Genomic DNA, 15,588 nt, shown 5'->3' on the forward strand with positions numbered 1-15,588 from the left:
TTGGGACCGCTGCGCGGCCCAGCGGGAGCAAGCTCCCTCGCCACAAATATGAGTCACACATTCAATAACTGACTGGAAACCCACCATGAAAAACAACCTGCTCACCCCCCCAGTCAAAGCACTGGCCATGGCCCTCGGCCTCTTCAGTTCCATGACTTTCGCCACCGACGCACCGCTGAAAATCGGCACCACCGCAGCCTTCGCCATCCCATTGGAAGCGGCAGTCGAAGAGGCCGGTAAACAAGGCCTGAAGGTCGAGCTGGTGGAGTTCAGCGACTGGATTGCACCGAACGTCAGCCTGGCCTCGGGCGACATCGATGTGAACTACTTCCAGCACATTCCGTTTCTGGAAAACGCCAAGGCCGCTGCCGGGTTTGATCTGGTGCCGTTTGCGCCGGGCATCATCAACAACGTCGGCCTGTACTCGAAGAAATACAAAAGCTTCGACGAGCTTCCCGAGGGCGCCAGCGTGGCCATCGCCAACGACCCGATCAACAGCGGTCGCGGCTTGCAACTGCTGGCCAAGGCCGGGTTGATCAGCCTCAAACCGGGTGTGGGCTACAAGGCCACCGAAGACGACATCGTCGCCAATCCGAAAAAGCTGAAAATCCTTCAGGTTGAAGCCGTGCAACTGGTGCGCGCGTATGACGACGCCGATCTGGTGCAGGGCTACCCGGCCTACATTCGCCTGGCCAAGACCTTCGATGCCGGCTCGGCGCTGCTGTTCGACGGCCTCGACCACAAGGAATACGTGATCCAGTTCGTGATCCAGCCAAAAAGTAAAACCGACCCGCGCCTGATCAAGTTCGTCGACATCTACCAGCATTCGCCGGTGGTTCGCGCCGCGCTGGATAAAGCCCACGGCAAGCTCTACCAAGCTGGCTGGGAAGGCTGACCATGAATGCCGCCAATGCCCAACTTCGACTGCAAATCCCGCCGTCCAGCAGTGCAGAACAGACCGAGCTGCACCCTGAGTTCAACCGTGCCCATGTGCGCTTTATCAGCGTGGGCAAAACCTACAACGGCCAACAAGGCCCGGTCGCTGCGCTGCACGGCATTGACCTGGCGATCCAGCGCGGTGAAGTGTTCGGCATCATCGGCCGCAGCGGTGCCGGCAAGTCCTCGCTGATCCGCACCATCAACCGCCTCGAACAACCGAGCACCGGTCGGGTGCTGATCGATCAGGTGGACATCGGCGAGTTCGATGAAGACCGTCTGGTGGCGCTGCGGCGGCGGATCGGCATGATCTTCCAGCACTTCAACCTGATGTCGGCGAAAACCGTGTGGCAGAACGTCGAGCTGCCGCTCAAGGTCGCGGGCGTGCCGAAAGCCGAGCGTGAACAGAAAGTTCGTGAGCTGCTGGAACTGGTCGGCCTGCAAGGCAAACACACGGCCTATCCGGCGCAGCTCTCGGGTGGGCAAAAACAGCGTGTCGGCATCGCCCGGGCGCTGGTGCACGACCCGGAGATTCTACTTTGCGATGAGGCCACCTCGGCCCTCGACCCGGAAACCACGCAATCGATCCTCGGCCTGTTGCGCGAGATCAATCAGCGTCTCGGGCTGACGATCATTTTGATCACCCACGAAATGGCGGTAATCCGCGACATTTGTGATCGGGTGGTGGTGCTCGAACACGGGCGGATTGTCGAGCAAGGACCGGTCTGGGAAGTGTTTGGCAACCCGCAGCACGATGTCAGTAAAACCCTGCTGGCGCCTCTGCAACATGGCTTGCCGGAAGAACTGCAAAGCCGCTTGCAGGCGCAAGCGCAATCGTCGGAATCCGCGGTAGTGCTGCGCTTGCAGTTCACCGGCAACAGCACTGATGAGCCCGACCTGGCGGCGCTGTTCAGTGCGCTCGGCGGGCGAGTGCGCTTGCTGCAAGGCGGCGTCGAACGGATTCAGGGGCACGCCCTAGGGCAATTGTTATTGGCGGTAACCGGTTCGTCCTTGGGCGCCGAAGAGTTGCGCCAGCGCGCCAGTCACTGGGCACAACAGGTGGAGGTGCTGGGTTATGTGGTTTGATCGATTGCTGCAGGGCGTTATCGACACGTTTCTGATGGTCGGCGTGTCATCGCTGATCGCGCTGTTGGCGGGTATTCCGCTGGCGGTGATTCTGGTCACCAGTTCCAAGGGCGGCATCTATGAAGCGCCTGCGCTGAACCGTGCGCTGGGGGCCTTCGTCAACCTGTTCCGCTCGATCCCGTTCCTGATCCTGATGGTCGCGCTGATCCCCTTCACCCGCTTGATCGTCGGAACCACCTACGGCGTCTGGGCCGCCGTGGTGCCGCTGACCATCGCCGCCACGCCATTCTTTGCGCGCATCGCCGAGGTCAGCTTGCGCGAGGTCGACCACGGCCTGATCGAGGCTGCCCAGGCCATGGGTTGCCGACGCTGGCATATCGTCTGGCATGTGTTGTTGCCTGAGGCGCTGCCGGGAATTGTCGGGGGGTTCACCATCACGTTGGTGACCATGATCAATTCCTCGGCGATGGCCGGAGCCATTGGTGCCGGCGGCTTGGGGGATATTGCGTACCGCTATGGGTATCAGCGCTTTGATAGCCAGATCATGCTGACGGTGATTGTGTTGCTGGTGATTCTGGTGGCGGTGATTCAGCTGGGTGGGGATCGGTTGGCTCGAGGATTGAACAAGCGCTGAACGATCATCGGAATGGGAACGATCTTCCTCAAGGGGTATATTCGGCGAACTCACCCTTTGCCTGCGCAGCCGCCATGAAGCACACCCCCGACGACCTCAAACAGATCACCGCGACCACTCTTGGCCATTACGATCAGGTGGCCGAAAGTTTCCGTGAAGGCACACGCGACCACGATGTCAGCCAGAACATCGACGCGCTGTTGCGGCACATACAGGGCTCGGCGCCGTTCACCCTGCTCGATTTCGGCTGTGGCCCCGGCCGCGACCTGCAAACCTTCACCCGCATGGGCCATATCGCCATTGGCCTCGACGGCTCCGAACGTTTCGCCCAGATGGCCCGCGAGGACAGCGGCTGTGAGGTCTGGCAGCAAGACTTTTTGAAACTCGATCTGCCGGCCGAACGCTTCGACGGGATCTTCGCCAACGCGGTGCTGTTTCATGTTCCGGTTCAGGAATTGCCTCGGGTGCTGAAACAGTTGCACGGGACGTTGAAGCCGGGCGGTGTGTTGTTCAGTTCGAATCCACGCGGGGATAACCGCGAAGGCTGGAATGGCCCGCGCTTTGGCGCGTATCACGATCTGGCGGCGTGGCAAAAGCTGCTCACTGAAGCGGGGTTTGTCGAGCTGGAGCATTACTACCGGCCGGCCGGGCTGCCGCGGGATCAGCAGCCTTGGTTGGCGAGTGTCTGGCGTAAAGCCTCTTAGGCATAATCGTTCCCGCGCTCCATTCAGGTCGACAAGGAATTCCGGCGCAGCTCGGCCGTCAGCTCGTCTATGCGCTGGTGCAGCGCCTTGCCGAAGGCCTCGCAGCCAGCAGGGCAAAGAAACTCAGGCCAACGACGAACTTCCGTCCGGGACCGGCGTTGCACAGTAACAACCGCACACTTTTGAGGATCATCGTTCTGCCGACAATAAGGCACACTGCCGGGCAACACAGCAGGAGCTCGCGGATGCTCAAAACCCTCGCGGTGGCCAATTACCGCTCGATCAATAAATTGGTGATCCCGCTCGGGCGCCTGAATCTCATCACCGGGCCCAATGGCAGCGGCAAATCCAACCTTTATCGCGCTCTGCGGCTGTTGGCCGAAACCGCTCAGGGCGGCGTGGTCAACGCACTGGCGCGCGAGGGTGGGCTGGATTCGACCTTCTGGGCCGGCCCGGAAAACATCAGCCGGCGCATGCGCAACGGTGAGGTGGCGGTCGAAGCCAGCGTGCGCCGGTCGCCCAAGCGCTTGCGGCTGGGCTTTGCCGGTGAGGATTTCAGTTACGCAATCGCCCTGGGCCTGCCGGAACCGTCGCGCTCAGAATTTTCCCTGGACCCGGAAATCAAGCGTGAATGCATCTGGTCGGGGCCGCTGTACCGCCCGGCGAGTCTGCTGGTGAATCGTACAGGGGCGGTGATTCGCTCGCGGGTCGAGCGCGATTGGGAGGTGCTGGCCCAGCACACACCGGCATTCGACAGCCTGTTCGATCAGGTCGGCAGCCTGCACGCCTCACCCGAGGTATTGCAGCTGCGTGAGTTCATTCGCCGTTGGCGCTTTTACGATCACTTTCGCAGCGACGCCGAGGCGCCGGTTCGTCAACCACAACTGGGCACGCGCACGCCGGTATTGCATCACGATGGCCGCGACCTGGCGGCAGCGTTGCAAACCATCATAGAAATCGGTGATCCCGAGGCGCTGCACGCGGCGATCAGCGATGCATTCCCCGGCGCCCGGCTGAACATCCAGCCGCTGCAAGGCGCGCGGTTTGCCATCGAGTTTTATCAGGAAGGATTATTGCGACCGCTATCCGCCGCCGAGCTGTCGGACGGGACCTTGCGTTACTTGCTGCTGATCGCCGCCCTGCTGACGCCAAGGCCGCCGACGCTGATGGTGCTCAACGAACCGGAAACCAGCCTGCACCCGGACCTGCTGCCGGCATTGGCGCGACTGATCATCCGCGCCTCGGAGCAGTGCCAGGTGTGGGTGGTGTCCCACGCCAGCCGCTTGATCGCAGCATTGCAGCAAGCCCCCGAATGCAACGCCATCGTGCTGGAGAAAAATTTCGGCCAGACGGGAATCGTCGGCCAGGGGATGCTGGACGAACCAGCGTGGAACTGGCCGGATTGAGCCTACACAGATCGTTCCCATGCTCCCTCGCCACAAGAGCATGGGAACGTTCAAACAATCAGCCCTGCCACTTCCCGCCTTCGACAATCACGCTTTCAGGATGGGTGTCATCGCTCAGTTCTTTACGCACGTACTGGTCGTAAAGCTTGAGCAGGTATTTGTCTTCACCCAGCTTCGCCAGCTCGGCGTTGACCCAGTCACGCAGTTCGATGTTGCCCTTCTTTACCGCAGGCGCAATCGGTGCCTCGGCACCGAGGGTTTCGGTCAGCACACGGTAGCCCGGGTTCTGTTTGGCCCAGCTGAACAGCACCAGGTTGTCTTGCGCATATGCATCGCCGCGACCATTGGCCAAGGCTTGCAGGGACTCGGAATTTTTCTCGAACTTCAGCAGCTTCCAGTCCGGGTGGTTCTTGGTCAGCCATATATCGGCAGTGGTGCCAGTGGTCACGATAGTGGTGCGGGTCGCCAGGTCATCGAGGTTTTTGACCGAACTTGCCTGCGGCACCAGCGCCTGAACCGCAACCTTGAGGTTCGGGTTGGTGAACTCCACCGCTTCCTTACGCTCCGGGGTGACGGTCATGTTGGCGAGGATCAGATCGACCTTGTCGCTTTGCAGGAACGGAATCCGGCTCGCCGGCTCGACCGCGACGAACTCGACCTTGTTCTCGTCGCCCAGCAGGTCCTTGGCAAATTGACGGCCGATGTCGGTGTCAAACCCCACGTAGCGTCCGGCTTCATCGACGAAGCCGAACGGCGGTTTGTCGGTGAATACACCAACGATCAGCTTGTCCCGCGCCTTGATTTTCTCCAGGTAGCTGGCCGCCGGTGCCGCGCTGGCGGTAGAGGCCGCAGGTTTGGCAGGCGCTTCGGATTTATTGCACCCGGCCAACAGCGCGAGGCCGAACAATGGGAGTAGCAGCAGTGAAGACTTGGCAGTTTTCATGAGGGTTCCAGTTCCTTTGCAAGTGTCTTTTTGGGCAGTGCTTCGACGTAGGAGAACTTCTCCAGGAACTGCTGCGCTCGTGCGGTTTGCGGGTTCGTAAAGAAAATCTCGGGAGGGTTTTGTTCGAGGATGCGCCCGGCGTCCATGAACACAATGCGGTCCGCCACCGCGCGGGCGAAAGCCATCTCGTGGGTCACGATCAACAGCGTCATGCCGTCGCGGGCCAGGCCCTGAATCACTTCCAGCACTTCCTTGACCATCTCGGGATCAAGGGCCGCGGTGACTTCATCGAACAGCATCACCTGCGGGTTCATGCACAGTGAGCGGATGATGGCGATGCGTTGCTGCTGACCACCGGAAAGCTGGCGCGGGAATGCCTCGCGCTTGTCCGCCAGACCGACCCGTTCCAGCAGCGCCAAGGCTTGTTCGCGAGCTTCACGCGCTGGGCGTTTTTGTACCTTGAGCGGGCCGAGCAGGAGATTGTCGAGCACGCTCATGTGCGGGAACAGGTGATAACTCTGGAACACCATGCCGATCTGCTGGCGCACTTCGCGCCAATCGGTGGTTTTGCTCAGCAACTCGCGCCCGGCGAAACGCAGCTCGCCGCTGTGGGCAACTTCCAGACCGTTTAGGCAACGCAGCAAAGTGCTTTTGCCGCAGCCGCTGGGGCCAAGAATGACGATCACCTCGCCGGTTTTGACGCTCAAGTCGATCCCGTTGAGGACCTGATGCTCACCGAAGAACTTGTTGAAACCCTTGAATTCGATCAATGCATTCATGCTTGCGTCCAGCGCCGTTCCAGCACGCGGGAAGCGGCCGAAAGCGGGTAGCAGATAAAGAAGAAAAACAGGAATAACGCGCCGTAGATCAGCACCGACTCGTAGGTACGCTCGATGATCTGCTGGCCGACCTTGATTACGTCGACCACGCCGATCAACACCGCCAGCGAGCTGGTCTTGATGATCCGCGTGTAGACGTTGATGGTCGGTGGCGTCATGCGTTTCAGTGCCTGGGGCAGCAACACGTAACCGAACAGCTGCGGCCCGGACAGCCCGATCGACAGCCCCGCCTCACGCTGGCCACGGGGCAAGGAATGCAGGGCGCCGCGCACCACTTCGCCAACTTCACTGGCGCCCCACAACGACAGCACCAGCACCGCACACCAGAAACTCGGCAGGCTCAGGCCGAAAAAAATCGGCAGGCCGAAGAACAGCAAATACAGCCAGACCAGCACCGGGATTGCCCGGAACAGCTCCAGATAGACTCGCAGCAACGCGTTCAACCACTTCGAATTCAGACTGCACAGCACGCCGTAGAGCACTCCGCCCACCGTGCTGATGGCGATACTCAAAAACGAAATCGACAAGGTTTGCGCAGCGCCTTTGCCTAACTGCGGCAAAGACACCCAAAGCAATTCAAGACCCGAACTGGCCATGCTGGAGCCTCCTTTCCAGGCGGCTGAGCAGCAGCGACAACGGCAAGAACAGCAACACGCAGATCAGCGTCAGCACGGCGAGCATTTCGTAGGTTTTGTAATACAGCGCGATGTAGCTCTTGGTGGTGTAGAGAATCTCCGGCACCGCCACCGCCGAGACCACGGTGGTTTCCTTGAGCAGGAAAATGAAGTTGGCGAACAGCGATGGCAGGCTGAGGATCCCCGCTTGCGGCAGGATCACGTAACGCAGCAATTGCCAGTGCGACAAACCGATCGAGCGCCCCGACTCCAGTTGCGCCGCAGGCACCGCTTCAACGCCGGCCCGCAACACTTCAGTGAGGTAGGCGCCGCCAAGAAAGGTCATGGTGATGATCGCCGCGGCAAAACCGGAAACCTTCACCCCAAGCGCTGGCAATGCAAAGTAGACGAAGAACAGTTGAATCAGCAGCGGCGTGTTGCGCGCCAACTCCACGTACAACGCTACCAGGCGCTGCAAGTACGGCGTGCGGAACACCAGGAGCGTCGCGTTGATCAGGGCGACCAGCAACGAAGTGCCGATGGCGATCAGACCGACCTGCAGCGTCACGCCCACAGCGCGCAGAAACGCCGGCAGGGTGCTGAGGATGAAAGCGTAATCGAACGTCATTGAAGATCCTGAACGCCGCAGGGTAAGCGACGGTGGCGCAGTCCATTGGGCTGTGGATAACAACCCGGCAGGCACTAACTTTAAAGGTATAAAAAGAAACATTTAAATACCGATAAAGCATATTGATATCACGCAAAAAACTATTCGCTGGATTGGCGGCAGCAGCAGGAGACAGCTATTTCCCTTTGCGCTGTAGGAAGGATCTTTTTTTCAGATTGCACCTCCAAGGACGAGCAGCGCGCGGCCACACTCCCCGGCCAAACCATCACAAGGACGATAAAAATGGCAGACGTGAAAACACCCCAGCGGCTGGATCCGCAGGACATCGTGAAGTTATTGACGGCGTTACGCCGGGCGTTGAAGGCCAGAGTGGCCTGATTGATCTTGTGATCTTGTGGCGAGGGAGCTTGCTCCCGCTGGGGCGCGAAGCGGCCCCTATAGGGCCGAGCATGTCGTAACAGACGTATGTGATGAAGGGCAATTACGGTGGCTTCGCCGCCGAGCGGGAGCAAGCTCCCTCGCCACAGGAAATACGACCACGCAAAAACGCCGACGCTATCGAAAGCCGTCGGCGTTGAAACCTCAAAGGGGTTTACCGCTCAATCAGAACGCCGGCAGTACCGCGCCGTTGTACTTCTTGGCAATGAATGCCTTCACTTCAGGGCTGGTCAGGGCCTTGGCCAGTTTCTGCATCGCTACGCTGTCCTTATTGTCTGGACGCGCGACCAGGAAGTTCACGTAGGGCGAATCCGCACCTTCGATCACCAGTGCGTCCTTAGCCGGGTTCAGACCCGCTTCCAGCGCATAGTTGGTGTTGATCATGTCCAGGTCGACCTGATCCAGCACACGCGGCAGCATCGCCGATTCCAGTTCCTTGAACTTGAAGTTGTGCGGGTTCTTGGCGATGTCTTTCGGGGTAGCCAGGGCGTTTTTCGGGTCTTTCAATTCGATCAGGCCGGCTTTCTGCAACAGGATCAGCGCACGGCCGCTGTTGCTGCCTTCGTTCGGGATAGCGATGGTCGCGCCGTCTTTCAGCTCAGCCAGGGTTTTAACCTTTTTCGAGTAGCCGCCGAACGGTTCGACGTGGACGCCGATCACGGTCACCAGGTGAGTGCCTTTGCCTTCGTTGAAGCTTTGCAGGTACGGCAGGGTCTGGAAGTAGTTGGCGTCCAGACGCTTCTGATCGACCTGCACGTTCGGTTGTACGTAGTCGGTGAAGACCTTGATTTCCAGATCCACGCCTTCTTTGGCGAGGGTCGGTTTGATCAGTTCGAGGATCTCGGCGTGCGGCACCGGCGTTGCGGCAACCACCAGTTTTTCGCCAGCCTGGGCCAGGCCCGCAGTCAGGGCAGCCGCCAATGCGGTGAACAACAGAACCTTTTTCATGCAGTGTCCTTATTTGTCGTTGTCGACAACGGCTAAAAAATGAAATGCCAGTGACGTGCTATCGCTGGTGTGGTGCGGACGATACCGAGATTTTTTATTCCCGAACAATATCTTTTATTCACTTTCATATTCCATTTTGTTCATACACAAAAAAGACACCTAACTCCTGTGGCGAGGGAGCAAGCTCCCTCGCCACAGGGGGTTAAAAGGTTTGCGTCAGGTTTTCGAGCAAACGTTTAAGCGCTGCGCGCTCGCCGGCAGAACCGGAGGTGATGAGCTGCGTTGCCTCTCGCTCGATCAACTCCAATGGCGCAACCACCTGAGGCAAATTCAAATGCGCAGGCGTTATTTCCTCGCCACTGCTCACCAGCAACGCAAAGTGAATGACGTTCTCCAGCTCACGGGTATTGCCCGGCCAGCTGTGCCGTTCCAGAACCTGCTGGGCCGCGTCGCTGATAAACGGTACCGGCAGATTGAGGCGCTGGCTGTAGATACCGAGGAAATACTCGGCCAATGACTGAATGTCACCGACTCGCTCACGCAAGGCCGGCAATTCGAGCTGACCTTCGCTGAGGTAGTGGTAGAGCCGCTCATGAAATTTGCCAGCCGCCACCGCTTGCGCCAGATCGATGCTGGTCGCCGCCACCAGGCGCACATCCACCGGGCTCGGTTGTTGCGCGCCGACGCGGGTGACTTCGTGATTCTCCAGCGCGGCGAGCAGTTTGATCTGAATCGGCAACGGTAAATCGCCGATTTCATCCAGGTACAACGTGCCGCCATTGGCCGAACCAAACCAGCCAGCGCGACTGCTGGCCGAACCACTGAAACTGCCGCCGGCATAACCGAACAACTCGGCATCGGCGTAGGTCGGGCTAATGGCGCCGCAGTTGACCGATACGAACAAACCACCGCGATCACTGGCACGGTGAATGTGCCGTGCCAACAGCTCTTTGCCGCTGCCGGTTTCACCGCGAATCAACACCGAGATCGAGCGCGGCGCCAGTTGCTCCAGCTCCTGGCGCAGCTGCCGCGAACGCGGGTCGACAAACACCAGCGCTTTGGCGCGAATGCTCAACGGGCTTTTTTCAGCGTCGGGAAAGGTCAGCAAAGGCTGACCGAAAGATTCATGCAAACTCATGGCAGACTCCCGCCCAGAACCGCCAGGAGACGGGGGCGTTTAAATAATAAAGAGGTTCAAGCGCGGCGCAGGGCGTGATGTTCCATGCGGTTTTGCAGGCGATACAGGTAGGCAAAACCCTGCTCCCAACGATGGTGGCCAGACTTCACATTGATGTGCCCGGCACCCGCCAGAATCCCCGCTTCGGCGCCCCAGTTTCGTGCCAACTCAAGCGCCCGCGGAGCGCTGACAGCGGCATCGTTGTCGGAGCTCACCACCTGGCTCGGGAACGGCAGCAGGTGCGTCGGAATCGGTGCAAAGTTACGCAACGCAGGCACACAGGCTGGGCGCTCGACGTCGGCAGGCGCCACCAGCAAGGCCCCGCGAACCTGACGCAATGCCTGCAACGGCGCAGTAGCCGCCCAATGGGCAACGGTGATGCAACCCAGGCTGTGGGCGATCAGGATCACCGGCGTGCTGTCGGCATCAATCGCTTCGGCCAGCGCCGCGACCCAATCCTCGCGGCGCGGCGTCAGCCAATCGGCCTGCTCTACCCGTGCGCTGTTCGGCAGACTGTTCTGCCAATGGCTTTGCCAATGATCCTCTGGCGATCCTTGCCAGCCCGGCACAATCAGGTAGCGAATTGACTCGTTGCGCATGGGGAGCTCTCCTGTGCGTGTCTGTTCCTGGTCGAGTATAGGGATAGGATTTATATTCGTTAAGGAATAAGAAGCTATTTATTAAGACGTAAATAGAATATGCGATAGGTACCTGATACCGGAGACCAGATGTAGGAGCCTGCGCTTTGTCGAGAAAAAAAGGGGCCGCACCCTGCCAAGGAGACGGCCCCGGAAATCACTATTTTGTACCGCGCGGTCATCACCGACAGCTCGGTAGTCCTCAAATGTTTAACACGGATACGTTGCGGTTCGATGAATCGATCTGCCTGCGCCTGGCACTCCCACGCAATCGCTTCGATGGATGAATCATTGCCTCAATGACTTATTTCCGAAAGTAATTTTTTTTTCATTTATATAGACCTATATAGAATAAACAAATCAACACTTCCGGCCCCTCCCGAAATCAAAAAGCTGTCGAGGAACACGTTTTGGAACGATCTACGCTTGAGCTTCCTGAACCGCTTCGGTTGTCTGCTGCGCCTTGCGCACAAACCGGTTCGCCCGTCCAAACGTACCGAAATCATTGAAGCGTACCCCCATCTCGCGCATCACCTTGTGCGCCACCGGGACGGTCAGCTGGCGGATATAAAACGGTTCCTTCACCACAAAATGATGGATGCCATGGCTGCTGCCGAAGTTGAAGCAGAACGCTTGCAACGGCCACATCCACCATGGGTTCAGCACCTGGGTCTGCTGGATCACGTTGCCCGGCTCGATATCGCCGTAGTAGTGCATGTTCGAGCTGACGAAGTGCAGGCAAAAGGTGCGCAGCACGTTCGGGCCGATGATCACCACGGCGGCGATATCGATCACCTGCATCACCGACAGCGTGGTCGCCGACCACTCCACCGAGGAGCCCAGCAAAGACGCAATGCCGTTGGCCGCGTGGAAACCGAGAAACAGGTACCACGCACCCCAGTGCACCAGCGCCAGTGGCGCGTAAACTTTCAAAGAGCGCTTGATGATGCTGAATTTATGCGCCCAGGTCTTGGCCCGCAGCATGCGGATAAACGCCGACATTACGTTGTCGCCGACCATCAGCAAACGCGCGATACCCCACGGCTCGCCATTGGTGATCGCACGCTCTTCCATGTCGGCTTCGCTGCCGGACACCTTGTGGTGGTTGAGGTGCAGATGACGGCGGATCCACGGGTTGATGGTGCTTGGCCGCGCCAGCCAGACCAAGCCCATCATCAGGTTGTGCGGCAGGCGTTGCTTGCGGAAATACATGCTGTGGATCAGGTCGTGTTCCAGCTCATGGGTCAGCGAGGCAAAAAACGCATTCAGCAGCAAACACGCCCACCAGGCCATATGCCCGGTCATGTAGAGCGCCGCCGAGCCAATCATCCCGGCCAGGGCGAAGGCCAGAATGCCCACGCCCAAGGCGTCCTGATGATCGAGAATCGGGTAACGCTTACGCAGTTCGACACCGCGGGCGAGCACCACTTCACGAATGTGTGCAGATCGTTGTTGTGCATTCAGGCGTTGAGGACTTGCAGAAGTACCGTACATGCTTCCATCCTTTAGTTATTGATGTTCGCATCCTGCCCTGTGCGATTGCTTCGGGCGTTAGCTGTGAACGCCAACCTGTTGACCGGAAGCGCCAATCATCATGATTGAACCCACCTCCCTCGCCAGCTGGACCCGCGCATTGCGCAAACAACTCGATGCCCTCGGCCTCGACAGCAACGCGCTGTGCCTGCAAGCCGGGCTCGACCCGCAACTGATGGACGACCCGAACGCCCGCTATCCGTTATCGGCCACGACCCGACTGTGGGAGCTGGCGGTCGAAGTCAGCGGCGATCCGGCGATTGGTTTGCGGGTGTCGCGATTCGTCAGCCCAACCACCTTCCACGCGTTGGGTTATGCGTTGGTGGCCAGCGGCAGTCTGCGTGAGGTGTTCGAGCGCATCGTGCGGTATCACCAGGTGATCAGCGACGCCTTGGACCTCGAACTGACCCGTGGCGAAGATCGTTATTGCTTCACCCTCAAGGTGCCCGAAGGCAGCCCGGCGCCAGCACGGGAAGCAATCGACGCCTTCGCCGCGATCTACGTGCGCACCTGTCGCAACCGTCTGGGCCGGGACTACGCGCCGCTGGCGGTGTACCTGCGTCGCCCGGAACCGGCCGACCCGAAACAATGGCACGCGGTGTTCCGCGCGCCGATCTTCTTTGCTGCTGATGAAGACCGGCTGGAGTTTTCCATCGAAGACTTCGAAAGCCATCTGGATGACGCCAACCCGGAACTCGCCGAACACAACGAAACCGTACTCAAGCGCGCCCTGACGCAACTGCGCCTGCTGACCTGGGAGCGCAAGGTGCTCGATGCCATCGAAGCACAGCTGCCGGAAGGCGAACCCAGCGCCGAACGTATCGCCGAGACCTTGCACTTGAGTTTGCGCAGCCTGCAACGGCACCTGGCGGACGAAGGTTGCCGGTTCGATACGCTGCTCAATGAGTGTCGTGAGAATCTGGCGTTGCTGCACTTGCGAGACCCCCAATGTTCGCTGAGCGAAATCAGCTACCTGCTCGGATTCGCCGATTCCAGCAGCTTCAGCCGCGCCTTCAAACGCTGGACCGGGATGACGCCGGGGCAGTTTCGCGATGGGTTGCGGTAAAGCGTCGGGATTTGGCCGCTTTTGCCGGCCTCATCGCGGGCAAGCCTTGCTCCTACGGATTCACGTCGATCCAGCGTTGTGCTTCACCACAAATCCGTAGGAGCAAAGCTTGCTCGCGATAGCAATTTCCCAGACACCACAGAAGGTTCAGCGCCCCCGATCACGGCGCAGCAACTTGCGCACCCGCGCCACCAGCTCGCTCACGGCGAACGGCTTGAGCAGATAGTCATCCTCATGCAGCTCCAACCCGCGCAGCCGGTCTTCAATGCCATCCGTAGTGGTCAGGAACAGCACCGGCGTTGCACCGAGCTGGCGGATCTGTTGCAACAGCTGCCAGCCGTTGAGGCCGGGCAACATCACATCAAGAATGATCAGATCATACTCACCCGCTTCGATGAAGCGTCGCCCGGCCATGCCGTTGTCCGCTACATCCACCGCATAACTGGCTTCGCTCAGGCCTTGGGCCAGAAGCTTCGCGGTCTCGGGTTCGTCTTCCACTAACAGCAAACGCATGGCACACCTCGAATAATCATCACCACAGGCTAGGCGCCTTGGTGCACAAAGCCCATCACTAACGGTTATTTCGGATGAGGCGGCCGACTCAGACGCTCGCCATCGCCCGCAACCGACCTGCATCGAGGATCTCTATCTCGCCATAACTCAGGTTGAGAATGCCCTGGTTCTCCAGGTCCTTGAGGATCTGGTTGGTGGTCTGCCGCGACAGCGAAAGCAGCAACGCCAACTGCTCCTGAGGTAGTTGCAAAGTACGCCGTGCCGGTTCGATCTCACCGTAGCCGTCGGCAATCATCAGCAAGCGATGCGCCACGCGGGCCGGGGCCGGCAACAGGGTCAACTGTTCGAGATTGATGAACGTCAGGCGCAATTTATGGCTCATCAGCAAGGCCAGCTGTCGCCAATAGTGCGGCTGTTCTTCGAGCAAGGTGAGCAGCGCTGCCTGCGGTATGTGCAACAGAATGCAGTGGCCCACGCCATAGGCGTCGTGGGTGCGCGGCTGGCCATCGAACAGACTGATTTCACCGAACCAGTGCGGCGGTTCGATCAGGCTTAACAACGCCTCCTTGCCCTGCTCACTCACGGCGCCCACGCGTATCGCACCTTCGAGCACCGCGTACAGACCACACGGTGGATCGCCGCGCTTGAACAGCCGTTGCCCCGGCGACAACCGCCGCACGCGGGCCAGGGACAGCAGACTATCCTGTAACGAGGGCGGCAAATGGCTGAACCATTGGCCACTCATCAGGCGCGACCGCCAGACCTGCATATCCATGAAAACTCCAAGATGATTGTCGTCTGGCTGACAGAGCAACGACGGACCGCAGGGCATGATCGAGATCCCTACAGGAGGAATAACAATGAAAAGCCTCGTTGACCACCTCAGTCAATACGCCGCGTACCACCGTGACCCGCGCAACATCGCCAGCCACTTCATTGGCATTCCACTGATCGTGGTCGCCGTCGCGGTGTTGCTGTCACGGCCAGGATGGCCGGTGGCCGGGCTCTGGCTGTCTCCGGCGGTGCTATTGGCGCTGGCGTCGGCGTGGTTCTATTTGCGCCTGGAAGTACGCCTTGGCGGGGTGATGACGGTGCTGCTGGGCCTGTCCGTTTGGCTAGGCCAGATTCTCGCGGCGCACAGCACTCTGCTCTGGTTGAGCAGTGGCATTGCGATGTTCGTGGTCGGCTGGGCGATCCAGTTTGTCGGCCATCACTACGAAGGACGCAAACCGGCGTTTGTCGATGATGTGACAGGGTTGATCGTCGGACCGCTGTTTGTGGTGGCCGAACTGGGGTTTTTGCTGGGCTTGCGGCATGAGCTCAAAGAGCAGATCGAGGCGCGGGCGGGTGGGGTGCGAATTAATCGCAAAAATGCAGCAGCATAAGACGCTTTTGTGGCGAGGGAACTTGCTCCCGCTGGACTGCACAGCAGTCCTAAAACCAGCAATCGCGTTTTCCAGGCAGGACAAGGTGGCCTGCTTTGCG

The 15,588-nt window shown here is 59.5% G+C and carries 17 protein-coding genes; 7 read left to right on the forward strand and 10 right to left on the reverse strand.

The window, feature by feature from the left end:
• Positions 1-85: 85 nt before the first annotated feature.
• The 5 genes from AC1RJ3_RS24510 to AC1RJ3_RS24530 all read left to right on the forward strand — a co-directional run bounded on the left by AC1RJ3_RS24510 (position 86) and on the right by AC1RJ3_RS24530 (position 4,766).
• On the forward strand, positions 86-895 hold the full coding sequence (locus tag AC1RJ3_RS24510) for a MetQ/NlpA family ABC transporter substrate-binding protein (protein WP_493080972.1): 810 nt from the start codon (positions 86-88) through the stop codon (positions 893-895).
• A gap of 2 nt (positions 896-897) precedes the next feature.
• Positions 898-2,022, forward strand: coding sequence for a methionine ABC transporter ATP-binding protein (locus AC1RJ3_RS24515; RefSeq protein WP_493080974.1), 1,125 nt, complete (start codon positions 898-900; stop codon positions 2,020-2,022).
• Positions 2,012-2,656, forward strand: a complete 645-nt coding sequence (locus tag AC1RJ3_RS24520) for a methionine ABC transporter permease (protein WP_054595074.1) — start codon at positions 2,012-2,014, stop codon at positions 2,654-2,656. The genes AC1RJ3_RS24515 and AC1RJ3_RS24520 overlap by 11 nt, the downstream gene beginning before the upstream one ends.
• Positions 2,657-2,730: 74 nt before the next feature.
• Entirely contained in the window at positions 2,731-3,360 is a 630-nt protein-coding gene (locus AC1RJ3_RS24525) for a class I SAM-dependent methyltransferase (protein WP_054595073.1), read from the forward strand.
• Between the two features lie 245 nt (positions 3,361-3,605).
• A complete protein-coding gene (locus AC1RJ3_RS24530) occupies positions 3,606-4,766 on the forward strand; it encodes an AAA family ATPase (protein ID WP_493080977.1) in 1,161 nt (386 codons plus the stop codon).
• Between the two features lie 58 nt (positions 4,767-4,824).
• Here AC1RJ3_RS24530 and AC1RJ3_RS24535 read toward each other — a convergent pair whose 3' ends face one another.
• From AC1RJ3_RS24535 to AC1RJ3_RS24570, 8 genes are all read right to left on the reverse strand, one after another.
• Positions 4,825-5,709, reverse strand: coding sequence for a transporter substrate-binding domain-containing protein (locus tag AC1RJ3_RS24535; protein ID WP_347928582.1), 885 nt, complete (start codon positions 5,707-5,709; stop codon positions 4,825-4,827).
• Entirely contained in the window at positions 5,706-6,488 is a 783-nt protein-coding gene (locus tag AC1RJ3_RS24540; RefSeq protein WP_493080979.1) for an amino acid ABC transporter ATP-binding protein, read from the reverse strand. The genes AC1RJ3_RS24535 and AC1RJ3_RS24540 overlap by 4 nt, the downstream gene beginning before the upstream one ends.
• Positions 6,485-7,144, reverse strand: coding sequence for an amino acid ABC transporter permease (locus AC1RJ3_RS24545; protein WP_054595069.1), 660 nt, complete (start codon positions 7,142-7,144; stop codon positions 6,485-6,487). Before AC1RJ3_RS24545 ends, AC1RJ3_RS24540 begins: the two co-directional genes overlap by 4 nt.
• Positions 7,125-7,790 (reverse strand): amino acid ABC transporter permease, encoded by a 666-nt coding sequence (locus tag AC1RJ3_RS24550; protein ID WP_054595068.1) that lies wholly within the window; start codon positions 7,788-7,790, stop codon positions 7,125-7,127. Before AC1RJ3_RS24550 ends, AC1RJ3_RS24545 begins: the two co-directional genes overlap by 20 nt.
• A gap of 603 nt (positions 7,791-8,393) precedes the next feature.
• Entirely contained in the window at positions 8,394-9,176 is a 783-nt protein-coding gene (locus AC1RJ3_RS24555) for a MetQ/NlpA family ABC transporter substrate-binding protein (protein WP_054595067.1), read from the reverse strand.
• Positions 9,177-9,378: 202 nt separating this feature from the next.
• Positions 9,379-10,314: a sigma 54-interacting transcriptional regulator gene (locus AC1RJ3_RS24560; RefSeq protein ID WP_493080982.1), complete on the reverse strand. Its 936-nt coding sequence runs from the start codon at positions 10,312-10,314 to the stop codon at positions 9,379-9,381.
• Positions 10,315-10,370: 56 nt separating this feature from the next.
• Positions 10,371-10,952, reverse strand: coding sequence for an alpha/beta hydrolase (locus tag AC1RJ3_RS24565; protein WP_103320512.1), 582 nt, complete (start codon positions 10,950-10,952; stop codon positions 10,371-10,373).
• A 459-nt stretch (positions 10,953-11,411) separates the two neighbouring features.
• On the reverse strand, positions 11,412-12,485 hold the full coding sequence (locus AC1RJ3_RS24570) for a fatty acid desaturase (protein ID WP_493080984.1): 1,074 nt from the start codon (positions 12,483-12,485) through the stop codon (positions 11,412-11,414).
• Positions 12,486-12,585: 100 nt separating this feature from the next.
• Here AC1RJ3_RS24570 and AC1RJ3_RS24575 point away from each other — a divergent pair, with 100 nt between their 5' ends.
• Positions 12,586-13,590, forward strand: a complete 1,005-nt coding sequence (locus AC1RJ3_RS24575) for an AraC family transcriptional regulator (protein WP_054595063.1) — start codon at positions 12,586-12,588, stop codon at positions 13,588-13,590.
• Between the two features lie 147 nt (positions 13,591-13,737).
• Here AC1RJ3_RS24575 and AC1RJ3_RS24580 read toward each other — a convergent pair whose 3' ends face one another.
• The gene (locus AC1RJ3_RS24580; RefSeq protein WP_054595062.1) at positions 13,738-14,103 is read right to left on the reverse strand and encodes a response regulator; all 366 of its coding nucleotides are present in this window, start codon (positions 14,101-14,103) and stop codon (positions 13,738-13,740) included.
• A gap of 88 nt (positions 14,104-14,191) precedes the next feature.
• Positions 14,192-14,878: a Crp/Fnr family transcriptional regulator gene (locus AC1RJ3_RS24585; protein ID WP_103319441.1), complete on the reverse strand. Its 687-nt coding sequence runs from the start codon at positions 14,876-14,878 to the stop codon at positions 14,192-14,194.
• Between the two features lie 85 nt (positions 14,879-14,963).
• Between AC1RJ3_RS24585 and AC1RJ3_RS24590 the strand changes: the two genes are divergently transcribed.
• On the forward strand, positions 14,964-15,488 hold the full coding sequence (locus AC1RJ3_RS24590; protein ID WP_103319443.1) for an Mpo1 family 2-hydroxy fatty acid dioxygenase: 525 nt from the start codon (positions 14,964-14,966) through the stop codon (positions 15,486-15,488).
• The last annotated feature ends 100 nt before the right edge of the window (positions 15,489-15,588 follow it).

It is taken from the genome of Pseudomonas sp. GW822-FHT04C11 (genome assembly GCF_058800905.1).

Bases quoted from the DNA above. Each gene is read 5' to 3' on its own strand.
- AC1RJ3_RS24580 (WP_054595062.1), bottom strand. From the start codon at position 14,103: ATGCGTTTGCTGTTAGTGGAAGACGAACCCGAGACCGCGAAGCTTCTG.
- AC1RJ3_RS24545 (WP_054595069.1), bottom strand. From the start codon at position 7,144: ATGGCCAGTTCGGGTCTTGAATTGCTTTGGGTGTCTTTGCCGCAGTTA.
- AC1RJ3_RS24555 (WP_054595067.1), bottom strand. From the start codon at position 9,176: ATGAAAAAGGTTCTGTTGTTCACCGCATTGGCGGCTGCCCTGACTGCG.
- AC1RJ3_RS24525 (WP_054595073.1), top strand. From the start codon at position 2,731: ATGAAGCACACCCCCGACGACCTCAAACAGATCACCGCGACCACTCTT.
- AC1RJ3_RS24550 (WP_054595068.1), bottom strand. From the start codon at position 7,790: ATGACGTTCGATTACGCTTTCATCCTCAGCACCCTGCCGGCGTTTCTG.
- AC1RJ3_RS24515 (WP_493080974.1), top strand. From the start codon at position 898: ATGAATGCCGCCAATGCCCAACTTCGACTGCAAATCCCGCCGTCCAGC.
- AC1RJ3_RS24565 (WP_103320512.1), bottom strand. From the start codon at position 10,952: ATGCGCAACGAGTCAATTCGCTACCTGATTGTGCCGGGCTGGCAAGGA.
- AC1RJ3_RS24540 (WP_493080979.1), bottom strand. From the start codon at position 6,488: ATGAATGCATTGATCGAATTCAAGGGTTTCAACAAGTTCTTCGGTGAG.
- AC1RJ3_RS24520 (WP_054595074.1), top strand. From the start codon at position 2,012: ATGTGGTTTGATCGATTGCTGCAGGGCGTTATCGACACGTTTCTGATG.
- AC1RJ3_RS24585 (WP_103319441.1), bottom strand. From the start codon at position 14,878: ATGGATATGCAGGTCTGGCGGTCGCGCCTGATGAGTGGCCAATGGTTC.
- AC1RJ3_RS24560 (WP_493080982.1), bottom strand. From the start codon at position 10,314: ATGAGTTTGCATGAATCTTTCGGTCAGCCTTTGCTGACCTTTCCCGAC.
- AC1RJ3_RS24570 (WP_493080984.1), bottom strand. From the start codon at position 12,485: ATGTACGGTACTTCTGCAAGTCCTCAACGCCTGAATGCACAACAACGA.
- AC1RJ3_RS24535 (WP_347928582.1), bottom strand. From the start codon at position 5,709: ATGAAAACTGCCAAGTCTTCACTGCTGCTACTCCCATTGTTCGGCCTC.
- AC1RJ3_RS24510 (WP_493080972.1), top strand. From the start codon at position 86: ATGAAAAACAACCTGCTCACCCCCCCAGTCAAAGCACTGGCCATGGCC.
- AC1RJ3_RS24590 (WP_103319443.1), top strand. From the start codon at position 14,964: ATGAAAAGCCTCGTTGACCACCTCAGTCAATACGCCGCGTACCACCGT.
- AC1RJ3_RS24530 (WP_493080977.1), top strand. From the start codon at position 3,606: ATGCTCAAAACCCTCGCGGTGGCCAATTACCGCTCGATCAATAAATTG.
- AC1RJ3_RS24575 (WP_054595063.1), top strand. From the start codon at position 12,586: ATGATTGAACCCACCTCCCTCGCCAGCTGGACCCGCGCATTGCGCAAA.